The organism is Sporosarcina sp. E16_3, assembly GCF_017347125.1.
GTDB lineage: Bacteria > Bacillota > Bacilli > Bacillales_A > Planococcaceae > Sporosarcina.
On record NZ_JADPRX010000024.1, the window covers coordinates 17,413 to 39,612 of the forward strand.

Annotated in this window: 31 protein-coding genes; 2 read left to right on the forward strand and 29 right to left on the reverse strand. The window is 48.6% G+C overall.

What is annotated here, in order from left to right:
* Position 1: 1 nt before the first annotated feature.
* The 4 genes from I2483_RS19435 to I2483_RS13700 form a co-directional block, all read right to left on the reverse strand.
* On the reverse strand, positions 2-136 hold the full coding sequence (locus I2483_RS19435; RefSeq protein ID WP_255550440.1) for a hypothetical protein: 135 nt from the start codon (positions 134-136) through the stop codon (positions 2-4).
* A gap of 438 nt (positions 137-574) precedes the next feature.
* Positions 575-1,399: a hypothetical protein gene (locus I2483_RS13690; protein WP_207277693.1), complete on the reverse strand. Its 825-nt coding sequence runs from the start codon at positions 1,397-1,399 to the stop codon at positions 575-577.
* 807 nt (positions 1,400-2,206) lie between these two features.
* On the reverse strand, positions 2,207-2,893 hold the full coding sequence (locus I2483_RS13695; RefSeq protein ID WP_207277694.1) for an RNA polymerase sigma factor sigma-70 region 4 domain-containing protein: 687 nt from the start codon (positions 2,891-2,893) through the stop codon (positions 2,207-2,209).
* Positions 2,893-3,165, reverse strand: a complete 273-nt coding sequence (locus tag I2483_RS13700; RefSeq protein ID WP_207277695.1) for a hypothetical protein — start codon at positions 3,163-3,165, stop codon at positions 2,893-2,895. Before I2483_RS13700 ends, I2483_RS13695 begins: the two co-directional genes overlap by 1 nt.
* Before the next feature lie 76 nt (positions 3,166-3,241).
* On the opposite strand from I2483_RS13700, the gene I2483_RS13705 reads away from it, so the two are divergent.
* Together I2483_RS13705 and I2483_RS13710 are read left to right on the forward strand one after the other, a co-directional pair.
* On the forward strand, positions 3,242-3,394 hold the full coding sequence (locus tag I2483_RS13705) for a hypothetical protein (protein WP_207277696.1): 153 nt from the start codon (positions 3,242-3,244) through the stop codon (positions 3,392-3,394).
* A 256-nt stretch (positions 3,395-3,650) separates the two neighbouring features.
* The gene (locus tag I2483_RS13710; protein WP_207277697.1) at positions 3,651-3,962 is read left to right on the forward strand and encodes a hypothetical protein; all 312 of its coding nucleotides are present in this window, start codon (positions 3,651-3,653) and stop codon (positions 3,960-3,962) included.
* Here the strand turns inward: I2483_RS13710 and dcm are convergent.
* From dcm to I2483_RS13830, 25 genes are all read right to left on the reverse strand, one after another.
* Positions 3,919-5,208, reverse strand: a complete 1,290-nt coding sequence (gene dcm, locus I2483_RS13715) for a DNA (cytosine-5-)-methyltransferase (RefSeq protein ID WP_481886348.1) — start codon at positions 5,206-5,208, stop codon at positions 3,919-3,921. The genes I2483_RS13710 and dcm overlap by 44 nt on opposite strands.
* Before the next feature lie 194 nt (positions 5,209-5,402).
* Positions 5,403-5,627, reverse strand: coding sequence for a hypothetical protein (locus tag I2483_RS13720; RefSeq protein ID WP_207277698.1), 225 nt, complete (start codon positions 5,625-5,627; stop codon positions 5,403-5,405).
* Positions 5,624-6,127 (reverse strand): DUF3310 domain-containing protein, encoded by a 504-nt coding sequence (locus I2483_RS13725; protein WP_255550442.1) that lies wholly within the window; start codon positions 6,125-6,127, stop codon positions 5,624-5,626. Before I2483_RS13725 ends, I2483_RS13720 begins: the two co-directional genes overlap by 4 nt.
* 49 nt (positions 6,128-6,176) lie before the next feature.
* The gene (locus I2483_RS13730) at positions 6,177-6,863 is read right to left on the reverse strand and encodes an RlpA-like double-psi beta-barrel domain-containing protein (RefSeq protein WP_207277699.1); all 687 of its coding nucleotides are present in this window, start codon (positions 6,861-6,863) and stop codon (positions 6,177-6,179) included.
* Positions 6,860-7,576, reverse strand: a complete 717-nt coding sequence (gene thyX, locus I2483_RS13735) for an FAD-dependent thymidylate synthase (RefSeq protein WP_207277700.1) — start codon at positions 7,574-7,576, stop codon at positions 6,860-6,862. The genes I2483_RS13730 and thyX overlap by 4 nt, the downstream gene beginning before the upstream one ends.
* Positions 7,577-7,972, reverse strand: coding sequence for a dUTPase (locus tag I2483_RS13740; RefSeq protein ID WP_346267730.1), 396 nt, complete (start codon positions 7,970-7,972; stop codon positions 7,577-7,579).
* Positions 7,973-8,023: 51 nt separating this feature from the next.
* Positions 8,024-8,734 (reverse strand): PhoH family protein, encoded by a 711-nt coding sequence (locus I2483_RS13745; protein ID WP_207277702.1) that lies wholly within the window; start codon positions 8,732-8,734, stop codon positions 8,024-8,026.
* Entirely contained in the window at positions 8,735-9,085 is a 351-nt protein-coding gene (locus tag I2483_RS13750) for a hypothetical protein (RefSeq protein WP_207277703.1), read from the reverse strand. It lies immediately after the preceding gene.
* Positions 9,086-9,362: 277 nt separating this feature from the next.
* On the reverse strand, positions 9,363-11,048 hold the full coding sequence (locus tag I2483_RS13755; protein WP_207277704.1) for a ribonucleoside-diphosphate reductase subunit alpha: 1,686 nt from the start codon (positions 11,046-11,048) through the stop codon (positions 9,363-9,365).
* Between the two features lie 53 nt (positions 11,049-11,101).
* Positions 11,102-11,251 (reverse strand): hypothetical protein, encoded by a 150-nt coding sequence (locus I2483_RS13760; protein WP_207277705.1) that lies wholly within the window; start codon positions 11,249-11,251, stop codon positions 11,102-11,104.
* A 35-nt stretch (positions 11,252-11,286) separates the two neighbouring features.
* Positions 11,287-12,540 carry a ribonucleotide-diphosphate reductase subunit beta gene (locus I2483_RS13765; protein WP_207277706.1) on the reverse strand — a complete coding sequence of 418 codons (1,254 nt, stop codon included), beginning with the start codon at positions 12,538-12,540 and terminating at the stop codon, positions 11,287-11,289.
* On the reverse strand, positions 12,537-12,707 hold the full coding sequence (locus tag I2483_RS13770; protein WP_207277707.1) for a hypothetical protein: 171 nt from the start codon (positions 12,705-12,707) through the stop codon (positions 12,537-12,539). Before I2483_RS13770 ends, I2483_RS13765 begins: the two co-directional genes overlap by 4 nt.
* Positions 12,707-12,829 (reverse strand): hypothetical protein, encoded by a 123-nt coding sequence (locus tag I2483_RS19440; RefSeq protein WP_255550443.1) that lies wholly within the window; start codon positions 12,827-12,829, stop codon positions 12,707-12,709. Before I2483_RS19440 ends, I2483_RS13770 begins: the two co-directional genes overlap by 1 nt.
* Entirely contained in the window at positions 12,826-13,311 is a 486-nt protein-coding gene (locus tag I2483_RS13775) for a crossover junction endodeoxyribonuclease RuvC (protein ID WP_255550449.1), read from the reverse strand. Before I2483_RS13775 ends, I2483_RS19440 begins: the two co-directional genes overlap by 4 nt.
* A 26-nt stretch (positions 13,312-13,337) precedes the next feature.
* Entirely contained in the window at positions 13,338-14,366 is a 1,029-nt protein-coding gene (locus I2483_RS13780; protein WP_207277709.1) for a hypothetical protein, read from the reverse strand.
* A gap of 1 nt (position 14,367) precedes the next feature.
* On the reverse strand, positions 14,368-14,631 hold the full coding sequence (locus tag I2483_RS13785) for a thioredoxin family protein (protein WP_207277710.1): 264 nt from the start codon (positions 14,629-14,631) through the stop codon (positions 14,368-14,370).
* Complete coding sequence (locus tag I2483_RS13790; RefSeq protein ID WP_207277711.1) at positions 14,628-15,338, reverse strand: HNH endonuclease; 711 nt, start codon at positions 15,336-15,338, stop codon at positions 14,628-14,630. The genes I2483_RS13785 and I2483_RS13790 overlap by 4 nt, the downstream gene beginning before the upstream one ends.
* A gap of 18 nt (positions 15,339-15,356) precedes the next feature.
* The gene (locus I2483_RS13795) at positions 15,357-17,489 is read right to left on the reverse strand and encodes a DNA polymerase (RefSeq protein ID WP_207277712.1); all 2,133 of its coding nucleotides are present in this window, start codon (positions 17,487-17,489) and stop codon (positions 15,357-15,359) included.
* 154 nt (positions 17,490-17,643) lie between these two features.
* Complete coding sequence (locus I2483_RS13800) at positions 17,644-18,432, reverse strand: hypothetical protein (RefSeq protein WP_207277713.1); 789 nt, start codon at positions 18,430-18,432, stop codon at positions 17,644-17,646.
* Complete coding sequence (locus tag I2483_RS13805) at positions 18,432-18,830, reverse strand: group I intron-associated PD-(D/E)XK endonuclease (RefSeq protein ID WP_255550451.1); 399 nt, start codon at positions 18,828-18,830, stop codon at positions 18,432-18,434. Before I2483_RS13805 ends, I2483_RS13800 begins: the two co-directional genes overlap by 1 nt.
* Before the next feature lie 12 nt (positions 18,831-18,842).
* Complete coding sequence (locus I2483_RS13810) at positions 18,843-19,628, reverse strand: YheV family putative zinc ribbon protein (protein ID WP_207277715.1); 786 nt, start codon at positions 19,626-19,628, stop codon at positions 18,843-18,845.
* A 58-nt stretch (positions 19,629-19,686) separates the two neighbouring features.
* Positions 19,687-20,433, reverse strand: a complete 747-nt coding sequence (locus I2483_RS13815; RefSeq protein WP_207277716.1) for a hypothetical protein — start codon at positions 20,431-20,433, stop codon at positions 19,687-19,689.
* A 198-nt stretch (positions 20,434-20,631) separates the two neighbouring features.
* Positions 20,632-21,195 carry a hypothetical protein gene (locus I2483_RS13820; RefSeq protein WP_207277717.1) on the reverse strand — a complete coding sequence of 188 codons (564 nt, stop codon included), beginning with the start codon at positions 21,193-21,195 and terminating at the stop codon, positions 20,632-20,634.
* The gene (locus I2483_RS13825; RefSeq protein ID WP_207277718.1) at positions 21,192-21,362 is read right to left on the reverse strand and encodes a hypothetical protein; all 171 of its coding nucleotides are present in this window, start codon (positions 21,360-21,362) and stop codon (positions 21,192-21,194) included. Before I2483_RS13825 ends, I2483_RS13820 begins: the two co-directional genes overlap by 4 nt.
* 146 nt (positions 21,363-21,508) lie before the next feature.
* Complete coding sequence (locus I2483_RS13830) at positions 21,509-22,081, reverse strand: hypothetical protein (protein WP_207277719.1); 573 nt, start codon at positions 22,079-22,081, stop codon at positions 21,509-21,511.
* Between the last annotated feature and the right edge of the window lie 119 nt (positions 22,082-22,200).

The following is a 22,200-nucleotide window of genomic DNA, read 5'->3' on the forward strand; positions in this document are numbered from 1 at the left end:
TCTACTCCTCCTTGTATTCTACGTCCTCTATATCGCCTTCATCCGTACTCCATTCGTATATTCCGTCGATATTAAACATTGCGTGTTCTATCGCTGATAAAGCGTCTACCTCGTAATCGTCATATATTACCGTCATTGAGAACGTTACCTTCTTCGCCATATGTCCGAAACACCTCCGTCATATTGTCCGTATCCTATCGCCTGTATGTCCGTAGTGATGGCGTTAGTAATAAAGATAAGTGCGAGTGATAAGTGATGCCTCCGGCTTGCGCCGTCGGACGTATCCTTTATTGCGTATTACTCTCTATAGACGATAAGCACTTATAAAACGTAGCGTCCGCCGTTTCCCCGAACTTGGGAATAAGGCGGTATCACTTAGTCTCTTTACGTTACTCTCGGTCTATATAGATAAGATATAACTTCGGAAGGAATACGCCCAATTCTCACTGAATAACGTCTACAAACGTTGATTATACACCATTTATACGCCTTATTCACGGTAAGATGCCTCGTATTCTCATTCCGAATAGCGTCACACTTTTCGACCTTTATTCCGAGTAGCGTCACACTTTTATTAATCCAAACCGAATATCGTCCGCACAGTCACGTCATAATCTACGTTCGAACGACGGAACACCTGCGGATTTAGCATATAGTAAGTGCCGTCCGTAGCCGTAGTAACCTTCGCGAATACCGACTTACCTCTGTAAACCATACGTCCGGTAGCACGGCTTATTAGTTCAGGACTAACACCAATCGCTTCGGCTAGTTGCTTACGATTAAACTTGCGAACATGCTTCGGACTGTTCTCCTCCGGATTAGCGCACAGCATATTCGAATCCTTGTGAATATACGGAATCAGCCGGTACAACAACCCGATGTCGTGAGCGCTAACTTCCGCATACATCTCGCGCAACTTCGTAATCATCGTCATGACAACGCGATCACCCTCCGTCTTGCCTCGGAAATGGAACTGCTTCGTAACATAAAAACGCCCGTCGCCGCTATCGGTAATAATACCGTGCGACAGACAAGCGTCCAAGAAGTCGTAGAAGGAGGACTGTTGCGTCTTCGTAATCTTTAATACACGTTGCATATCCGTAGTGGACATCGGCACCTTGTCGTTCTCCGACTTGACGATAAGCCCTCCGAAGTCGATATAACTCGACAGCACAAGTAGGTAACCGCATTGAGCCGAAGTCAACGCCTCTATTACGTAGTCCAGCCGTTCCATCCCGTTAAAGAAGAATTTCTCCTTGCGACCCCCTTCGCTTTGTATCGCGAAACGACGCTGTGCCTCTTGTTGCGCGAAACTGCCTACGTAATGGGTTTCGCTATCTACGATTAGTAAGTGTTGGCCCGTTTCTTCGTTGTAGTATTTCTCTATTCCGTTAGTCATCGGTTGACACCACTCTTACAGTAAACGCACTTGGCGATACCCCTTACGCCTTCTCCGAGTGATATAACGCCGGATCCGCCACACCTAAAACAGGCGTCTGTGTCCTTAACTGCTAATTGCGCCGATTCCAACTCACGCAGCGCCTTCGTAGCATCCCGAGCCTCGCGCTGAATCGCCTTTAGACCGCTGATTGCGTCGCTCACGTCTAGGTCGAGTTTGACCGTTAGGCTATTCGCTTTCTTGCCGTGAGCCCTCGCCAGACGATCCGTTACAACCTCCGCCGATTCACCCACGCTCGACAATGCCTCGATAACTCTTTCATGTGATAAATCTACTTCGCGCGACAGTTTGTCCGCCATGTAAATCGCCAACTTTCGTTTGAATGTCGCTTATAGTCCGCCGACTTACCCCAATAGAAAAGAACGCCCACCTATCGGACGCTCCCCGTATGCCTGCGACCACTTGTACTACGAAGTACTCGCGTACAGGCGATATATGTAAAAACCTCGTAGCGACACCGTTAGGCATCGCCAGTCATCAGTCGCCCTACGCTCAGACCCGAAGGCTAGTCGTAAAGGTATTGCACCCGCAGGGACGCCGAAGCGCCCACGTCCATTACGTTGTCTGCGGTGGTAATGTAATCGTCCAACGCGTCGAAGTCGATTACCGCGCCTTATATTGCACGCCTACTCTTCCCGTTTATTTAACGTGTTATCGGGGCCACACGGCATTATAGCGTTTTACGTCCGATATGCTTGGACGTATTCCTTCTCTCACCTCTATATACAGCAGATTACGCATAAGTTACTATTTTACGCCCATAACTCGCCTAATCTTCGCCACCCCTACGTCTAAATACGCATTGACGTTCGACTTAGCGATGCCCATTTCGCTCGCTGCGGCTTCCTGCGTCTTGCCATCGCCGTAAACTAGGTCGATTGCCTGCGCCTGCCTAACGGTCAAGCCTGCGTTCTGTATACCGTTATGCAGGTCGATATTGGCGACGCTGGCGCAGAGGTTATCCTCCCACACGTTAGCCATTCGCGGCTTAGTTGAGCGGCTTACATCGTTCTTGTCCGTGTATATCAGCGTTTGGCGTCCGTTATTGCCGCGATCATTATGCTCGATTTCGCCCGGCATGGACGTTCGACTTGCGCGACGCTTCGCCTGACTATCGCTCATAATCGGAAACTCTACCAACGACATCTTATCGGCGTGCGACCACGTTAAATCTTCGTATAGCGCAAGGTCGGCAAAGGCGTGTAGCAAGCGGTCGTTCTTGTAGTTAATCGGCATGACGCGTCCACTCTCCCGCGCCTTATCGTAAGCCTCTGCGTGTGCTAACGCATATCTATCCGTTACCTCCGCTATCTGGACGAGCCTTTCTTCGCGGGGCAGTCGTCCTTCGCGTATTTCCGTGCGGATACGGGTGTAGTCCGCCTGTAATTGCTCTGCGTATGTGAGGCTTGCGCCTTCTTTAAGTTCAATCGTCATCACTTCGTCCTCCTAATCGCTGGCAATCCGTGCCTACGTCGGTCATTATTCGATGTATTTCCGTAGCCGTAGTACATATACGCAAGGCAACGATACCACTCGCCATATAAGCCCGAATAACCTCGATGAATATACGGCTTACTTCCAAAGTCATTGCCGTCAATAAACATTTCCGCCTTGAACTGCGGCCATGAGGAGTACGGAAGCTTCGCCTGCCTAGCGGTAAGATCCTCGTAATATGCGAGGGTTCTTGCGTCAATTGGATTCGCCATAATTTCGTCCACCTTTCGTGTATATATCGTTTGCAAACCGCGTATACTGCCTTATAACCTAACGGGAGGTAATCGAATGTATTCGTATGAAATCCGCAAGCACCGCCGGTATCGTGGTGGCGACGTATTGGAATCGGTCGCTACGTATAGCGCTCCGACAGGTATTATCGGACACCACTTCGTCGATCACGCTGAATTTACGTATCACATCGTTGTGAAGGCGCCCTAACCGGCGTTCTTTTTGTTTACGTCAACCCTTCGGTATACTTACTTGCTATTACGTCCATACTTCGTGTATAATAAGCGTAATCAAGCGTGTAAGACACGCCACCACTACGAAGAATGGACGTGACCTAATGGATACTTCGAAACTTGACGAACTGAAATCGCTACTTAACGGATTTGACATCGTACCGCCCGACTCGCTACCGTTTATTACCCTCGACAATCAAAGGAGATTCTATATAAACGCAAGCCTTCGCAAGATGATCGGAGTCGGCGCATATGAACGCCTTGCCATCGGATACGACCCGATTAAACGGCAGCTAATCGTATTGACTACCGTGACTGCTGACGCTATTGATGCGCCGACTTATACGATAGACAAGCGCCACTATATGTCGGCTAGGCGATTCTGTGCGGAATATAAGTACGACGTCGAGGATGCTCCGTTTACGTTCGCTTATGACCGTGCGGCTAGTGTGGCCGGCGTGTATTATTTCCGATTGAAGGGCGTTAAGGCTGCGAGAGGTCTTACGTCGTCAAGTACGGAAGTAGTCGCTCACCAATCGCTTTAATTACGTTAACAGTGACGGCGTTGCCCGCTTGTTTGTAGCGTTGTGAGTCCGATAAGCCTGCGTCGACGACCGTTTGGTGTTCTTCGTCGCTGAATCCTTGTAAACGCCAGCACTCTAGCGGAGTTAGCTTGCGGATGCGGTAGCGTGGCTTAACGTCCTCGCCTACGTGAGTTCTTCGGCCTTTATTAAGTCCGCTCGGAGCGAGACCTTTCGTGTAGTTTGCGTCTAGGCAGTAGGATAGATCGTCCCCTTCTGCGATTACTTGAGGTTCCGCAATTTTAGGCTCACGGTGACCTCCGCCCATTGTCGTAAGAGTCGGTCGGACCGACTCCGTGCTGTAAACGCGTTTGATTGCGTCATGCCCGTTTAACTCGACGTGTCCGAGCATTTGTGGATCGCCGAAGATCATGGTTGATTGCGATTTATTTATGTGTTGCGGAAGGTTCATGCGTGGAGTGCTTCCGATTATCGCGCGAGATTCCCCGTCTTTACCTACCCCTACAGCAGGGAAATCCATGCGAACACTTCCGTCTAATTGGGCGACTAACTTCGCCGTCTTATCGTCCGACAGGTAATACTTCTCGTCCACTTGCGCTTCTAATACGTCACGTAGGCGCGTAGTAACGGTGTCATTCTTGGGCCAATCGAAGTTGAACGACTCTACGCCATAATCTGCGATTCTTCGCTTACCTTTCGGAACGACCGTGTTACCTTCGATAGCCCACGGTACACTATCTACAAGGTCGTCGCGCACGCCAATGATGAATATACGCTCACGATTCTGTGGGACGCCAAAGAATTTACTGTTGAGGACTTCGAAGTCTACGGTATAGCCGATGTCGTTTAACGTCTTAACAATCGTATCTAGCGTTTTTCCCTTATCGTGACCGACTAAGCCTTTCACGTTTTCGAGTAATACGACCTTCGGCTGTTTCTCCGCTGCTAGGCGAGCGACTTCGAAGAATAACGTCCCTCTTGCGTCCTCAAATCCGCCACGCTTACCGGCCACACTGAAACTTTGACACGGAAAACCTCCGACAAGTACGTCATGATCCGGAACATCCTTCGCATCTATCGCCATAATATCGCCTGCCGTTGGGTGTCCGTACAGTGCTTCGTATGATTGATTGGCGAATTTATCAATTTCGGACGATAGTACGCATGAGCCTCCGAGATTGTTTAGTGCTTGTTCGAATCCTCCAATACCGCTGAATAAACTTACGTAGTTGAAAGGAGTGGTTTCGATAGGCGTTGCGTTAGTTACCTCGTTTGTGTTCGTCAATTTAACGTCCCCTTTCGTTGTAACATCGTTGTGTACTTCGAGAATGTGCTGCTTAGAAGACCCGCCTTCTGCCGCTTTTAACGCGTAACACATACCGTCATGCCGCCGTTCTGCGCCCCTAGAAACGAGGTTTAAGGCGTAGACCGCTTCTAAACTCGTCATATCTCCGTCCCCTTCCGCATCCACCCGAGCGATTCCCTGCCCGTATCCGTCAAATAAGCGTCAATCAGCACACGCATGTCTGCCACCTTTTCCGATTCCAACCGTCCGCCTCCGTCGATGATTACGAGGGTACTTAGGATGAACGACGTATCTGCGTCTAGTTCTTGCGACTGCTTTCGGAATAGGGGGACGGGATTAGGTGCGCGGTAGGATTCCGTCATTGCTTCGCCTCCAATTCGTCGATAAGCCAGTCGAGGTATACGCGCGCTTTCCGTAAATCTTCTACGCCGTTCTTATGGCGATAGCGCATCGTGTACTTTATGACGTTACCGAGGCACAGTCCTTCGAATCCGCCCGCTCCATCCGTTGCTTGGCGTATGATGTCGATAACCTCTACGCCTCCCTGAGTATAATGTTGTGGAGAATGGACGGCATCGGCTTGCGTCTGATTTACGCCTTCTTCGACGAGTTCGTACTTTCCGAAATCGCAGCCTTCTTCATGTCTTTCACCGTAGAGGTACCAAATTCCATCCTCCGAAGTTATACGCATTTCATCGGCGTTGCGAGTATCCAGCACCTCGTAGACGCTTCCTACTTTTACAGGCGCATCATGACCGTCCCCACCTAAATATCGAACCTTATCGCCCGCCTTCGGCATCTTCTTCAACATAATATCGCTCCCCTTTCGATTAGTAATTCTCAAATACCAACATAGCGACAACTCCCGTAAGAGCGCCTAATATAAATGCAAAGAACATTCCAGCACCTCCTTATTTACCTCGCCTAACCAACCGAACCTCAACCGCTTGCCTACCGAGTACATACGCTTCTTGCCGTGTCTTAACGAGAATGTCTATGCGACCGGCGCCGATGTCCCCGCCCCGATCAAGCACGATTCCGTCAAACGTTGAGCCATCCGCCAGTGTAATCCGCAATATTGAATACAACGGAACCGACTCCGGCGCTGCTAAGATGCGCATACCTTCGTAATGTATAGTGCTCGACACATCGTAACCACTCGCTGTAACGCCGGTGCATCCCGTAGGACAGAACGCCGTGTAAAATGTAGCTTCGTAGCTTTGCGCCTGCCCTACGTATGCTTGACTGCGGCTCGGCGGTGCTGTGCGTGACGCCTGCGCTACGCGGGATTGTGCTACGCGTGCCTGTGCCGCTTTTACGTCCGCCTTATGCTTCGCCTCTGCGATACGGAGCGCTCCTTGTGCGTGGGCTTCCTGCGCGTAGATGACCGCCTGACGCTGTAACGCTTTGTAGTTTCGGTCGTGTTGCCTGCGTAGTGCTTCCGTCTTGATTGCGTTGACAGCCGTAGTATTAGCCGCCAACGCGTCAATGGGTCGGGCATCCTCGTCTGGTACGGGAGGCTCCGGCTTGCTTGTGATTAGGTACGCGGATGATGCGATGATTAGTAGGGCGAGTGCCGTGCGTTTGGCGAGGTTCATGCGTCCACGTCCTTTACTAGTGCGTCGATGCTGACGGGGAAGTGCGGTTTAATCAGTTCGAGTACGGCTTTTGCGTATAGTTGAAATTCGTATTGACTATCCGATGCTAGGCGCTGATTAAGCATGTGGCATACTGCGGCTAAACTAGCGGACCAATACCAGCGGACGTACATCGAATATGCTGGAAGGAATAGGCGTGCTTGCTCCGGCGCTACACCGTTTGCCATCGCATCTTCGTAAAGACGTTCGCTCTGCTCGACGTGCTTCCGCAGTTCCTTCGTTAATAGCGTACCTTCGCCAACATCTAAAGTTGCGCCGCTTCCTTGCTTGCTGTTAGCCGGCTTTGATCGCCATGCGTCTGCTTCCGGAATGTGGAACGCGGCTTCCTCTGTGATATACCTGCGACTACTTTCGTTATGTGCGTTGAATGAGTGATCCGAACCGATAATGTGTTTATGCCATTGGCGCGAAATCATTAACGGCGCGTATATTTCGAATTGTAAGAAGGCATGTCGGAAGGGCGACGTATGCCTTTCTCGCGCTAGGAATGCGATTAGTCTGCGGTCGCCGTCCGTAAGAGCCTCCGACTTCTTATCGTAGGAAACTCTTGCTGCATTTACGACGGATAGGTCGCTTCCCATTACGTCGTGGAGGATGACATACCCCTTGTCGTCTAGTACGTTTATGCGTTGTGGTTCAATAGTTTTCGTCATTTATAGCGCCCCTTTCGAATCGTATCCGTCTTTATCTGTAATACCCGCCTGCCTGTCGTGATTCTCCGCATTCTTCTCGATGTACAAGCGGTGAATATCGTCCGGCGTCAGCCCAACGTGTCTAGCGAGGGATAATACGAAATGCACTACGTCGATTACTTCGCCTTGTAACGCAGGTATGTCGACCGGCTTCGGATTCTTCCAGTGCTTCCAGTTAACTTCGCGCCGTATCTCGTCGATTTCCGATTCCATTGCGATAGTTAGCGCGATAACCCACTCGTCAAGCGTCTTTACGATGCTACGCTCGGCGATGATACGACTATCGAGCGCTGTCTGCATATCGTACATTTGCGTTAGTTTGTCGATTGTTGTCGGCGCCTTAACTTGCGGGCGCACCTCCGCACTTGGCGGCTTGAAGAAGTCCTCGCGTTCTTTTGTGTACGTCATTTATAGCGCCCCTTTCAGAATCTTATCGACCGTATCCGCTACGTTATCAGCGTGCAACGACCATGGCCCGCGCCAGTTAGTATGAAGCTTATGGAATGAGGACCTCTGTCCTTCGAAATGACGCATGTAGACTTCGAAAGGTGTTAATCCTCCATACCGGGTAAGCTTCTTATTGTCGATTTGTTTCAACGATCCGATAGATACGATTTTGCACGAACTTGTCGGACGCGTGTATATCGTCTGTAATTCGTCGAGTCCAAGTGATTGTACTTCGTCGATAATAATAAAGGCGTTATCATACGTAACCCCTCGCTCATGTGTCGGACTAATAGCGAACGCCTTTCCATCCGCCTCCCACGCTTCGAATGTGCCGGGCTTAACGAGGTCGAGCGCACTTATGAATGGCGTCATATGCGGCGCAGTCTTTTCCGTGGAATCACCGGGCAGGAATCCGATTTCCTTACCGACTACTTCGGTATTACGAATATAGATGATGCGGTCGTATTCGCCTTTCTCAACGGCATAGGCTCCGGCAAGTGTTGCAAGGACAGTTTTACCAGTCCCCGCTGCAGCTTCGCAGAATACGCCTTGCAACTCTTTCGGCAAAGTCCATAACGATTGCATATAAGCGTATTGGTGTTTATCGTCCATTACGTCAAGTCCTCGCTCAGCCAACCATTTCCACTTAATCTCGCCGTATTTTTTCGCCATTTATACCACCCTTTCGAATTTTAGTCCGCGCTTATTGAACTTCGGGTATCCGTTAAGCTGTTTTCGGATGGTACTACGGCTACTTCCTGTTTGATTAGCCGCGGTTAAAATCGTTTTATATTCCACCGTGCTCCCATCTGTTGAGGTGACTCTTACGGCAGTGCCCATCGTTTCTCCGTCCGGCGTATTCTGCTCTGCTGTGATTAGCCTTATATTCCCTTCTTCGTAATGTCCATAAGGGTCTATTCTGTCAATAGAAGGCCTTTCACCTCGTAAAATCATCCTCTCGGCTTCTGTATAGAATAACTCCTTTAATTTATCAGAAACTTCTTTAGACGTAGTGCCCAGCAAGCATTGAATTCCCCGATCTGTATACGTTTTGCTTTTAGCAGGCGCTCTACTTGGGTCTGTTCTTCTACGTATAGAGGAGGAACTTCTATCGAAGAAGTAGTTAACTTTGTTTTCTCCCTCGATCCGCTTATTGTATATAGCAGAGCAAGGTTTACATTTGGTAGTAGTCTTTTCGAGTTTCTTATAGAAGTTGTCGACGGGTTTTGATTTTCCGCAACCTGTGCAGACCTTCAAATAAATCGCCCCTTTGCGTTTTAGTTACGTCTCGAATGCGTTATTAAGCCTCGCACATCGCACATAGCTTATCCTTGCTGAACTGCTGCGCTGCGTTAGTTCCGTGTTGGTAATACAACGTCTTGACTCCGTTTTCCCAAGCGTGCAGAATTACATCGTTTATTTCCTTCGCTGGTACATTCGGATTTATCATGAGATTAAGCGACTGACTTTGGTCGATATACTGCTGACGAATGGCCGCTTGGTCGACTACTGCGTACTGGCTGATTTCGCTAAACGTCTTGAATACGTCCTTTTCGTGGTCCGTCAAGAAGTCGAGATGCTGTACCGATCCGTCATAATCGCGAATACTATTCCACACTTCGCGAGTATCCTTGTCATACGTCGCAAGTACTTCCGTCAAATACGGATTACGAATTGTAACCTTCGCCTTCGCTACGTCCTTAACGTAGTTATTCGACCAGACAGGCTCGATACTCTGCGACACTTGGCCGAGGATAAACGCTGAACTTGTCGTAGGTGCGACCGCTGTTAGCGTTGTATTACGTCGACCGTAACCCTTCAATACTTCCGGCTCTCCGAACATTACCGCCAGTTCCTTCGAAGCAATTAACGCCTTCTCCTGTATGTGACGGAATATCTGCGAGTTATACTTAGTCGCGTCCATACTATCAAACGGAATCATCTTCGACTGTAAGAACGAGTGCCAGCCTAATGCTCCGAGTCCTAGTGCGCGATTAGCCTTCGCAAAGTTGTACGCCCGCTCCATAAACTTAAACGCCGTACGATCTTCTTTAGCGTCTGAATCGCGTAGTGCTTCTAGTTTCGTTAGGAACTCCGTCATAACCGCGTCTAGGAAGTAAATCATCGTCTCAACTGCGTCCGTTTCCTTCCATTCTTCGTACGTTAGGAGGTTCATAGACGATAGGTTGCAGACGAACGACCATTCATCGTTATTCGGTAACGCAATTTCCGAACATAAATTACTGTGATTAATCCGCAATCCCTTATCTTTGTAAACGTCGACCGTTCCGTTGTTCACCGTATCCGTAAAGAAGATGTACGGTAAGCCGATTTCCACTCGTCGCTGGATAACCTTCGCCCATGTAGCGCGTTTAGCCGAATCACCTGCGACCATAGCTTCGAGCCATGCGTTAGATACCGTCACACCATGCGTTAATTCTTGGATAGGGTCGCCTTCTGTGCCGATGTTTAGAAACTCGTCGATATCAGCGTGGTCAATCGGAAGGTACGGAGCGAAACGTCCTCTACGCGTTGACCCTTGCGATACTACGTCGATGATAGATTCGAACAGTTTCATAAAGTGGACGGCGCCCGATGATTTACCGTTGTCCGTGATAGTAGCGCCACGGTGTCGCAAGTCTCCGAAGTAACCCGATGTGCCTCCGCCAAACTTACTCATAATGCCGACCTCGGCCTGCGTCTGTAGGATACCGCCCATATTGTCCTCGATGTGCGATCCGAAGCAACTAATCGGAAGTCCTTTATTCGTTCCGAAGTTGGACCATACCGGCGACGATAGCGAGTAGTAGCCTTTCGACATATATCCGTAAAACTTGTCGGAGAATCCTTCGATACCGAGGATGCCCTCCGCCGTGTCTGCGATTGATTTGATACGTTGTTCGGGCGATACACCTTCCGTTAGGTATCCGCTGTTAAGGAAGTCCTTGCTTATATCGTTTAGCCATACGAAGTCTTTGTTCGTCATTTATGAATCGTCCCCTTTTCGTTGTATGTTCGGTAGATGGGTCGTGCTGCTTATTACTTCGCTGATGTGAAATAGCTTTCATACAAAGTAGTTACTTGCTTGTTATCGTCTTTTAATTGCACATATTCCCCTGCGCAACCAAGTAATTTATATGTTTTCCCTAACGTAAATCCTTCTATTTCTTTAATGCATTTGAGTTTCAAACCACGCCACTCCTTCACCTAATGTGTCTACTACATCAAAACAAGTCATCCCCCGTAATACTACGCGCCCTTTTCGTATAATTGACGCTTCTCTTAACGAAGAAGTCTACGTGCTTCGTGGCAATAATTTCGTCTGAAAACCAGTCCGTCTGCTCTACTACTTCTGCGTCAATATCGAAGATTGGCGCATAGCCGATACTTTCTAGCGAGTTGTTTAGACGCTGTTTAACGAACTCTTTGACGGTAGCTTTCGGCAAGAAGTATAGGTCGCCTTGTTCGTAAATCCAGTCGATTACGATTTCCTCCGACCTGTACGCTTCCTTACATGACTCAACGACTGCACGCTCTAGGGACTCGTCGAACCATTCCGGATGCTCTTCGCGGATAATATTGATTAGTTCGATGCCGAACATTCCGTGGATCTGTTCTTCCTTCGATGTTGCCTCGATTACGTTGGATACGCCTTTAAACAGATTCTTGTGCTTATTGAACGACATAATAATTAGGAACTGCGAGAATAGCGATACGTGTTCGATGAATAGCGAGAATAGGAGGATTGACAACGTATAGTCTCGATCACTTCCAGTCCGTGATAACGCAGCGCCTTTCGTTAGATAGTCGATACGTTGGAACAATTCGGGAATGTTCTCGATATTCTCAAACTCGTTATTCATTCCGAGTATTTCGAGTAGGTGTGCATATGCGTCTTGGTGGCGTACTTCGCTTTCCGCAAACGTATAGCCGACCGATCCTACTTCCGGCTTCGGCAAGCGGTGATACAAGTCGCCCCAGAACGTCTTGACCGATACCTCTACTTGCGCAATCGCGAGCATGGCGTTCTTAATCGCATTTCTTTCGGCGTCCGTTACGTTGACTTTAAAGTCCTGTATATCGGACGTATAGTTAAATTCGGAATGTAGCCAATACGAATGTTGTACCGCTTCCTTGTAGTCGATAAGGAGCGGATATTCGAACGGTTTAAGGTTGAGTCGTCGCTTGAAGATGTCAGGTTTGCGTGCCTGCTTACGTTGCTCACGGTAGATGATGTACGACTTAGCGGTGGTCTTGTATTCCGAATTAAGAAGCGCTAACTCCACCTCGTCTTGTACGATTTCCACCGTTAAGTTATCGTTGAATCCGATATTATTGACCGTTACCATCGCCAGCCTAATCGCCTCAACCTCGTCAAACTCTCCTGTGCGTTCGCCCGCTAACTTAATAACTTGCGTAATCTTATCTATATTAAAGACGGCAATCGTACCGTCACGCTTCTTAATTTTATGCGTCATTCATTCGTCCCCTTTTCGTCAATTAAGTCTTGTATCGCATCCTGTACGTCGAGCAACGCCTTTTCCATACGGCCCAGTCCGACTTTCGCACGGGCAATGTCGTACAGGATTTCTCCGCGTTGTTCGTCCATTAAGCGTAATAACTCTAATCGCCTAACTTCGTCCATTATCGACCGCCTCCGAACGCCCATGTAAGAAAGAGCCACGTAATAGATGCCGATGAAAGTACGATCATACTGCCGACGGCCACTACGATGAGTGTGCCGATTACTTCTCCTAGCTTGCTCATTCCGTTATCAATCCCTTTCCGAGTAGGTACGCTATGCCGACCGCTGCTGCATCCGATTCGTCGTCATTAGCGAAGTAATCCGTCTGTTCAATCTGTAGTATGCGGATTACAGCGTCCTGTACGTCTTGCTTCGATGCCTTGCCGCTACCTGCGACGGTCTTCTTGACCGATGTAGGTGAGATTTCGGCTACCGTTGCGTCAGCGTGGATATACGCCATGTAGTCGGAGATTCCTACGACTTTGAACAGCGTCTGCGTTACGGCAGGGAATCGGCTGAATCCCTTCTCACGGACGAGGTGCTGCGGAAGGTATATCGTCAGCAAGCGGGCTATCTCGTCCGCTATGTCCGCGATTCTTGCTCCGTGGCTTTGCTTAGGATTCGTCTTAACGTGCGACTTTTCGAGTATGATCGGCTTGCGTTCGCCCTTGTCTACACATACTGCGAGGACTGCGAATCCCGGCGATGATAAACTTAAATCCATCGCCAACGTGATTTCCGTAAAGTTCGTCAACCGCTCACGCCCTTACGTATCTCCGTTATAAACTCGATAGCTTCCGCATAGCCGCGCTTCTTAAACGCCTGCAAATTCGAATGCTGCATCTTACGATTGATTTCGATTAGTTCTGCGTATTCTTCGTCGGATAGATCGAGTGCACACGCTGTTTTAAAATTATTGAAAAGCCAATCGTCGAGGCTCAACGGTGGGGGCGTTCCTTCTCGGACTGCCTTCGTTATTGACGCCGGCTTATCGAGTAGCGCCAGTTTATCCGCTTCCGTAACGTGTAGGCAGAACGCTCGAATGTCTGGCGTCTTAGCGTAATCTTCGTCGGAAATCGCCCAGCCTTTCTTCGATAGGTTAACGTAGAGGATTACGTAATAATCACATCCGTACATCTTTGCGTAACATTGCGTTTGTACGATGTGGCTTTCGTCCGGTTCCCGCATAGAGAATGCCGATGTCTTAGCTGCCGTAGATGCCTTCGACTTTACTTCGAGACCGACGCGGATAACTTCGCCACCGTCCGTCGTATACTGCATGATGCCGTCAGGTGAACCGCTTAAATTGAACGTTTCCCCGTTGTGCGACACCTTGACGTTAGCTTTCGCGAATTCCTCGAAGCGGGGGCGACCTTTGTCATCACGTAGAAACTTAAACCGTGGCTCGTTGCCCGTGTGCTTTGCGTAATGCTTTTCGATAAGTAGGATTTCACGTTGGATCATATCGCCCGTCAGCGTTCCCATTTTCTTTTGACGGCTTTGATGTGGGGGTTGTCGGAAGTTATCTTTCTCCGCGCCCTTCGCCTTCAAGTACAGCTCACGCGGACAACTACCTAACGCCGACGGTGAGAAGTACGGCTTTTCCGGCCACACTTTCGGGGGGTTAACGTACCATGCGTGTATTTGTGAATCGAGTTTATCGTCGTATACTTCCGGTAATGAAAACCATTCGTCGAGCATTGCGATGAAATCGCCCTCAATCTGTGAGGACAAGTCGCCTTCTATTTGTACGGATAAGTCTGTTGTGAATTCCGTCATATTATCGCTCCCCTTTCAGTAACTCCGCTACAGCTTCTGCCGGATGGAATCCCGCTAGGCGTTCGATTTCCGTACCGTCCGCATCCTCGATAATCATTACGGGAATACTCGAGATGCCATACTGCGCGATTGCGTCCATATCTTCCGTAATATCAATCGTAACGTGCGGTACGCCTTCGCGTTCTAGCGCCTGCTGCATCATAGTACACGCAGGGCATCTTGGTATGGATCGTTTGATTAGCGTTAGTTTTCGCATGTTTGTCATATTGTCGTCTCCTTCTGTACTATGTTTACGTGAGCCTTGTCGCCTTTCAATTCCTTGGCGTATGCGTTGTATGCTAAAGCTGCGCCATCCTCCGTATCATATGATCCAATAACTATCTTTTTCTTAATTGAGTTGTTCCATATGCTGGCTACCCACTTACCTCTCACTTCGACGTAATGTACGCCTCTGTACATAGAGGATTGTTTTGGCAACTTCCTGATTTCAAACCCTTCGTGATCCACGTCATTTAGCCACGCAAATTTCCCGAAATATTCCTCAGCCTTAATGTTATACGCTTTCGCCGCTTCTCTAGCGGTGTCGTAATTACCTAACCGCTCCCCAACGCCGTTATTTCTGATGGTAGCTGCGAATCTTCCGTTTCTTCTTGTAACTCCTTTATATCCAGTGGTATTCCGTACAGTAGGACCTTCATTTCGATTATTTTCTGTGACCGTTGCGAACCTCAGATTAGCCCTAGTGTTGTTTAATTTATTTCCATCTCTGTGGTCAACGATTTGACCTTTACCGGCGCCCATTATTAATCGGTGCATAATTAAGTTCTCCCATACGTATTCACCTTTGTATAAGTTCTTTACCGCATACCCGTCGGCATTCGTATACCAAGGAATATCCTTCACGAGTCCATAATCTGCTAAATCTACTAGCGCCACTTTCTCCGTATTTGTCATAGTTACAATAGCGGTCACAACATCGCCCCCACTTCCCTATAATTTAGGAACTTCAACGCCCCTCAAGTATTCCTCTAACGTGATCGAGTCGCTCCACCTAAGTTGAATTTCCACGTCGGTTTCGTTACTCACGCCTTCAAACGTGTGAGTCTGTGTCATAATCTCGTCTAACTTATCGAAATCTTCTTTAACAGAACTCGTAGGCATGAGGACTTGGATTTCGTCATGGGTCGTTGACCACAGTTTCCAATCACGCTTCTTAGCCTCGGCATGTAGCGCCAACATCGTTTCCTTTGTTTGTATAGAAGCTAGCCCTTGAACGCGCCCATTACTCGACTGCCTCATAGCTCGATTACGCTTAGGGTCGTATATCTTCAAGTTCCCTTTAGCGTCCGGCAACCGCCTCTTTCTTTGTTCGTCGCCTATCCATACAAACCCGTGCTTATTAGCGAACTTCTCGGACTCTTTAATGAATGCATCAATCTTTTTATACTTCTTAAAGAAGTCGACTAAGAACTTCGCTGCTTCTTCTACACTGATATCTAATGCGGTTGCTAGACCGTGCTTGCTGGCCCCATACATTGACATAAGCAGGACGACTTTCATCCGCTTGCGTTCCTCGGTATCGTCGCCGTTTGGGAGTTTGTAACACTCGTCGTAAGGCTTATTAAAGAACTCTGAGGCAAGCGTTGCGTAGGCGTCTACTCCACGTTCGAACGCATCCAGTAGGACTTGTTCACCCGATAAACTAGCGATAATCCGCACTTCTTGCGCCGAGAAATCCGCACTCACGATATAGTAGCCTTCCGGAGCAACGAACATCTTTCTAGCTTGGTAAGGCTGGTTTTGTAAATTCGGGTTATTCGAACTAAATCGACCCGTCTTTGCTCCGTTCTGATTAAAGTTAGCGTGTAATCTTCCAGTCTTTTTACGAATCATCTCGGGCAAAGCATCGACATACGTTCCGAGTAGCTTATTAATCTCGCGATAACTCAGTAAGTCCGCAATGATCGGCCAATCCATCGACAACGGTTTGAGTGTCCTTTTCGCGTCCGTATCAGCGATAGCCTTGCCGATGTGCCCCTCAATCGTGGCTTTCAGTTGTACAGGCGAATTTATGTTTATATCGCCGAATACTTCGGATAATCGCTTACCGTATATCTCCGCATCCCTACGTAATTCATCGCCATAAGTAGCCGCAAACTCCAAGTCGATTTCGTAGCCTTCCGTTTCCATTTCGACTATCAACGGAATTAACGGAACCTCGACCGTTTCGAAATACGTTAGGACGCTCGGCATCTTCGCTAAGTGTTCACGTTGGAAATCACGCAGCCTTAGAGTGACATCGCCGTCCTTCGCTGCATAGGCGACCGCCTCGTCTAACGGTATCTCGTTGAATCCGCGCTGTCCGAAAAGTTCTCCGTATGTTTGCGACGGTTCGTTAAGGTACTTCGTGACTAGCGGTTTAAGCGCGTATGACATTTCGTTTTCGTTAAGGAGTTTCATCGCCTCTAGCGTATCCCACGTTAATCCTTTAAAGTCGATTCCTTCGCGTAGTGTCATATGAATATCGAACTTCGCTCCGTGGGCAACCTTTCCGATGTCAGCGTCTTCCAGTAATGGGCGAAGCACTTCGTTAACGTATTCGTGGTCTAGTTGCGGCTCATCATCGTCATGCTTAGTCGGAATGTATCCGTGAATATCCGCTTCGATAGCTGTGATTACGTAACCTACGATGTAATCCTCCCAAATATCGACGCCTGTAGTCTCCACGTCATACACGATCTCCGTCTCACTTCCGATAATCCCCATGAACTCGGCTAACCGTTCCTTATCCGTAATCAGCCAGTAGTTCGACGGCATTTCCTCGACCATTCTGCGGAGGTTATCCGCTTGTTTCTTTGCGTCTAGTGTTCGCCACATACGGAGGGCTTCGGCTTTACTGAATCGCTTTTCAGGCGAATCCCTTCCGACTTCTCCGTCCTGCATGGCGACCTTTACGGCGAGCAGTCGTTGTTGATCCGGCGGACTATTATTCATCGCAAGAATCCGCACCCAAGCGTCCTCCATCGTTTCAATCGACGCAGCCTTACGTTTAGCCGCCGTCTTAACCGCATCGCTTGTCGTAGGAGGCTGTCGGATATTTAGCGTTAGTTTTACGTCGTTCATGTGACGTTCATCCTTTCGTAAAAGTCGGTAAGTTCGTCCGTGTTATCGTCCGCCCAATCGAGGAAGCACGCACGGCCGCAGTAGTATTGCGCTAAACGGTCGTCATAAGTGCTGTCTTCGAGTTCGACGGTTGTGTTGCAGAAGTTACACGTTGTCACTTCGCATCGACTCGCGATTCTACGAAGGCGATAGGCGTAATATCTTCCGGTCTTTCCGTGGATACCGGCGCGAATCGGCTCGGTTGCGTTATAATGCGAATTCCGTATCCTTCGGAATCTTCCTCTACCTCCGCAAGACTGCCCTTCATCGTCGAATTTCCGAGATACCGTACAATATCGCCCTTCTTATACTCGTCAACCTTGCGTCCTGCCTTCGTAAACACTTCCGCACGTTGGGCGTCTTCTGCGTCCTTTGTGTAACGCTCGATTTCCGCAGGCGTTGCGAGGCGCATTTCGGTGAATAGCGTAAAGTTGGAGAAAGTCTCTCCGCCAGTAACCTGCACAGCTGCGTTGATTTCGTCGTTATATTCTCCTTCGACAACCTTACCGATATCACCGACTTTATTTACGGAGCCATTCGTATTCGCCGTGATTACTACGATGTCGCCTACTTTCGGCTTTGGTGCATTCGGCTTGGTAGGCGCATCGACTTTAACGAGGTCTTGCGGACGGAAGTAGCACGTCTTAGTTTCCGTTTCGCCTTCGATGCTGTGCGGGTCATCTGGATAAGATGCGTCTAAGTCCGTAATCTCGACGATTTCACCTGCTTTAATCTCGCCGAACTCCGAAGTAGTAAGTGCTTTTGCGTAGTCGCCGACCTTCAACGTTTCGGGCGCAGTAACTACCGCCTGCTCCGTCGCCAACGCGCCAAACTCCCGAACCAAATCCGCCAATTCTACCGCCGTACCTTCGTATGTGATTTCGCCAATTGTCATCTTCGCCATTATATAACCGCCTCCAATGTAGTAGTCGCAAGCCGTAGCCAGCGCGTCTTTGCCGATGTTTCCGTTGACCAGTATTCTGTTAATCCGGTACATTCGAACATGTACGCATGATTTCCGTCGACTCCGATAATATAATCGACTTCATCCTCCGTATAAGCAGTTCCGTTACCCTTCCGTGCATATACGACTAATGCGTTGTCGCGGTCGGCTCGGACTCTAAGAGTCTTAACTTGTATACGGTGATAGTCGCCGTTAACGGGATCTCGCGCCAATAAGTCGTAACATTCGTCGACCAACGGCTTACTGACTTCGTAACCTAGTTGCGTCATTAGTAGCGAGGCTGCCGTTAATTCGCTAACGGCGCCAGTTATCTGGGTTAAGTGAGCTACTTTACTCAGTCCTTTCTTTCGTTAGGTAGGTTCGCACATAAATACAAAGTCGCGGTAATCCTCCAAGGTCAAATCGTTCATCTTAGCCAATCGAGAGACTAGTGCTTCCCACGCATCTTTCTCGAATTCACCCTCCGCTAACATAGCTTCCGCCCAAATGAATGGGTTCTTATTTCCCTTCAGAGCATTAAGCCTTCGGTCTAAGGGAATAAGGTTCGTGTTGTCTGACCCGCCTAACCCCCAACTCACAGGGATGAAGTGGTCTATGTGAGTACTCGCGGAACCTGTCAATGGGCACACGTCATTGAAGTTTCTTCTAATTAAGAAGTGGGAGTCAGGACTTAACGTACTAACCGACTTATTTGCGTTAGCTCTACGTCTACTTTCCTTAGCGGATATGGTATCTAAATACCGTTCCCTGTTACCTGCCTTCCACTTCCGGGAAGCTTCGTCAAGGCGTTCCTTATTAGCGCGGTAGTATGCTACGTTCTTTTCCCGACAATAATGATTCTTCCTCTTGCAGACCTTACACCTATTTTCAACCCCAAGAACACGAGTTTTTTCTTTTACGTAATCAGAAGTGTGTTTATATTCGAAGCAGAGATAACACTTCTTGTATGCCTCGCCGTCTATAAAAACTACTTGTTCATCTTTCGTAGTCTTAGGCCTTCTCCCTTTCTTGCGGGAATCGTACCGACAATCTAAGCACTCTTCGATACATTCCCCGCTCTTTATTCCCCTCATGATGAACATATACATCTGCCTAACCTGCCCACACTCCGGACACTTCTTGGCATCGACCAGCATATCGTGCATCTTTATTTTTAGTAAGGTTCTTCACGCTCCTTTCGGGTTATTTGCGCATTCAGAACGGTAAATCATCAATATCGACTTTCGTATTATCTACGGGCGTTTCCGTCGCTGCCGTCTTAGTCAGCCCAATCAGCGAAATATCGAAGCCCGCTTGTACGAGGTTGTCGATTTGTTGCTGTTCGTCCGCTTCGAATAGTAAGCCGTTGAATAGCGCCATATCGAATGCTTCCGGTGCTTTGGCGATGTTAGCGCGCTGTACGTCCGTCAAATCCTCGTCGGGATACATAACCGGAGATAGGCTGACTGTCGTCGATGTGCTTGCGCCTTGCTTCGACAGTTCGAACACCATCTTATCCAGCCGCTTTTCATTCTTCGTGATAATTCCGTGGATTGCCTGCGCTTGGTTCTTAGATACGTCGACAATGATCGGCTCGCCCGTAGATAGGTCGAAGAATCCCATTGCGAATCGTTCTTTCGCGCGATACTTCCCGGCTTCCTGACCGTGGGCATCGTTGAAATCCTTCGATAAGTCCTTGTGGTATTTCCACGCCTTATCCCAAACCGTGAGCGCGTCAATCGGATAGCCTTTCGCTGATTTCTTCGAAGGTGTTTCAGCTACGAATGAGTGTACTTTGCCGAAGATTCCGTATGAGAAGAACGAAATCAAGTCCGCCGTGCCGAGTACCTTAACGAAATACGACGTCCCAGACTTAAAGCTTGCGAATTCAGCGCCACTTCCTGCGTCGTCCGTGCGGTTTAATGCGGATAGTGCGTCTGCCCCTGTGGTATAGTTAGTCAAATCATCGTCCCCTTTTCGTTGTTTTATTATTGCTTCGAACGCGTAAGCAGTCGTTCGCGATATAGTACACGACTGCCGTACCTGCGCCCGCTAACGTACCCTAGCGGAAAGGGCGCCTACTTTTACACCGCGCTGCCACTCATGGCCTCGTCTGAAACCGCTAAGATACGTTAGCCGACGCAAGTATCGCCGGCTTTGTTACGCTTCAACCGCATACGTCTTAGCTTCGTCTTGCAAGCGCTGATACTCCGCTTTCAACGCTTTACGATCCTCCGCCAGTTCTTCCTGCCTTGCGTGGATTAACGCCACTTTGTCCGTAATGTGTTTCTGCGTAATTGGCGACCTTGCACGCGCCTTATTCAACGATAGCTGCGCGATTTCCATTCCGATGACTGCGATTTCCTCAGTGATTGCGCGATACTCCCGAGTAAACGTGCGACGTGCCTTCGTTAATTCTCGCTGGACCGCTGCTTTGATTACGTCGGATAATCGACCCTCATGCATCGTATATGCGTTGTTCTTACCTTTGCCCGGCGGAGGTAGCACCGTGATTATTACGCCACCCTCGCCGATTACGAGCATTACGTCCTCGACTACGCTTTTAAATACGCGTCGTCCCTTTTGCGCCATTTCTACGAATTGTGCGCCTACCATAAGTTCGTTTGCGTAATCAGTCGCGTGTATTTCCGATGTTCCGAAGTATTCCCGTAAGCGTTCAATGGCGTGGACGGATGGGCGATATTTCAACGGCTTTATTGTCATGCGATACGCACCGCCTTTACTGGCGCGTAGTAGTCCGCCGGATCTTCGTCGGATTCGATTGCTCCGTTATATAGAAGGAACGTCGTTTTGTCTTCGCTTAAATTCCGTTGTGAATGCGTGTATAATTCGTCATGCGTTTGCGTATAATACGTAGTATGGAAAGGCATTTCGTTAACCTCCGATTGTTTTTAGTTTTGGTATTGCGGATTATTTCCATGTTTCACAAGTTAGAATTGAGGGCTACGGATTGAATGATTAAATGATTACATGATATACTATCGAAAGTTGGCGTACTTAAAGACGCCTTCGACAACTAAATAGCCTGCGCGGTTAGTACCGTGCGACATGTCTTTCTAAAACGCTTGATGAAACTAAGATGACCTGTAGCTTGTCCCGTAAATACATCCGCCAAGATGTGGGAAATTTCGGTGTCATCTGTGTATCCGTCAGCCCATGCGTTTAGAACAAATTCTTTACGACGGTCTTCCTTCGCCAAAAGGTTGATCGTTTCTTTTATTTCTAGGTTTCTGCTGTTGACGTTCGCCAAAACGTCTTGGGGTTCGTACTCGATTGCCTGTCCTTCTTCGTCGCTCGATGTTAAATCTGCGAGGTGTTCTGCGTGCTCCCTACGATTGCGTTTTAACGCATCGTTGACTTCACGGAAGATCAAACGACCTATGTGACCGCGATTTCTCTTGTTGCCCTCGTCCATTGCGAGGTACCGCCCTACTTTGATTAGCGTTCGACGCTCAACTTTTGCTGTGTCGGTTAACTGATGCGCGATGGTTTCGACCGCTCGCTGGACTGTGTCGACAACCCATTTTTCAGAGTAGCTATGAACTTCGTATTCTATCATTTCATCCCTCCTACTATATATGCCCCGCAAACTTTTCCTTTCGGACCGCGTGGTTTTAAAACTTTTAATCTTTGTTTCATCTGCTATACTTATTACTATAATGCTAGTGTTTGATATTGTCAATCAATTTGTGTAATAATTTAGAAAGG

Coding starts and splice junctions, on each gene's coding strand:
- I2483_RS13780 (WP_207277709.1), bottom strand. CDS start 14,366: ATGACGGAATTCACAACAGACTTATCCGTACAAATAGAAGGCGACTTG.
- I2483_RS19440 (WP_255550443.1), bottom strand. CDS start 12,829: ATGAGCAAGCTAGGAGAAGTAATCGGCACACTCATCGTAGTGGCCGTC.
- I2483_RS13730 (WP_207277699.1), bottom strand. CDS start 6,863: ATGAACCTCGCCAAACGCACGGCACTCGCCCTACTAATCATCGCATCA.
- I2483_RS13770 (WP_207277707.1), bottom strand. CDS start 12,707: ATGGACGAAGTTAGGCGATTAGAGTTATTACGCTTAATGGACGAACAA.
- I2483_RS13800 (WP_207277713.1), bottom strand. CDS start 18,432: ATGGCGAAGATGACAATTGGCGAAATCACATACGAAGGTACGGCGGTA.
- I2483_RS13710 (WP_207277697.1), top strand. CDS start 3,651: ATGATCGGAGTCGGCGCATATGAACGCCTTGCCATCGGATACGACCCG.
- I2483_RS13785 (WP_207277710.1), bottom strand. CDS start 14,631: ATGACAAACATGCGAAAACTAACGCTAATCAAACGATCCATACCAAGA.
- I2483_RS13755 (WP_207277704.1), bottom strand. CDS start 11,048: ATGACGAACAAAGACTTCGTATGGCTAAACGATATAAGCAAGGACTTC.
- I2483_RS13700 (WP_207277695.1), bottom strand. CDS start 3,165: ATGGCGAATCCAATTGACGCAAGAACCCTCGCATATTACGAGGATCTT.
- I2483_RS13825 (WP_207277718.1), bottom strand. CDS start 21,362: ATGCCTTTCCATACTACGTATTATACGCAAACGCATGACGAATTATAC.
- I2483_RS13775 (WP_255550449.1), bottom strand. CDS start 13,311: ATGGATTTAAGTTTATCATCGCCGGGATTCGCAGTCCTCGCAGTATGT.
- I2483_RS13795 (WP_207277712.1), bottom strand. CDS start 17,489: ATGAACGACGTAAAACTAACGCTAAATATCCGACAGCCTCCTACGACA.
- thyX (WP_207277700.1), bottom strand. CDS start 7,576: ATGACGAAAACTATTGAACCACAACGCATAAACGTACTAGACGACAAG.
- I2483_RS19435 (WP_255550440.1), bottom strand. CDS start 136: ATGACGGTAATATATGACGATTACGAGGTAGACGCTTTATCAGCGATA.
- I2483_RS13690 (WP_207277693.1), bottom strand. CDS start 1,399: ATGACTAACGGAATAGAGAAATACTACAACGAAGAAACGGGCCAACAC.
- I2483_RS13720 (WP_207277698.1), bottom strand. CDS start 5,627: ATGACGGAATCCTACCGCGCACCTAATCCCGTCCCCCTATTCCGAAAG.
- I2483_RS13765 (WP_207277706.1), bottom strand. CDS start 12,540: ATGACGCATAAAATTAAGAAGCGTGACGGTACGATTGCCGTCTTTAAT.
- I2483_RS13705 (WP_207277696.1), top strand. CDS start 3,242: ATGTATTCGTATGAAATCCGCAAGCACCGCCGGTATCGTGGTGGCGAC.
- I2483_RS13745 (WP_207277702.1), bottom strand. CDS start 8,734: ATGGCGAAAAAATACGGCGAGATTAAGTGGAAATGGTTGGCTGAGCGA.
- I2483_RS13695 (WP_207277694.1), bottom strand. CDS start 2,893: ATGACGATTGAACTTAAAGAAGGCGCAAGCCTCACATACGCAGAGCAA.
- I2483_RS13820 (WP_207277717.1), bottom strand. CDS start 21,195: ATGACAATAAAGCCGTTGAAATATCGCCCATCCGTCCACGCCATTGAA.
- I2483_RS13810 (WP_207277715.1), bottom strand. CDS start 19,628: ATGCTGGTCGATGCCAAGAAGTGTCCGGAGTGTGGGCAGGTTAGGCAG.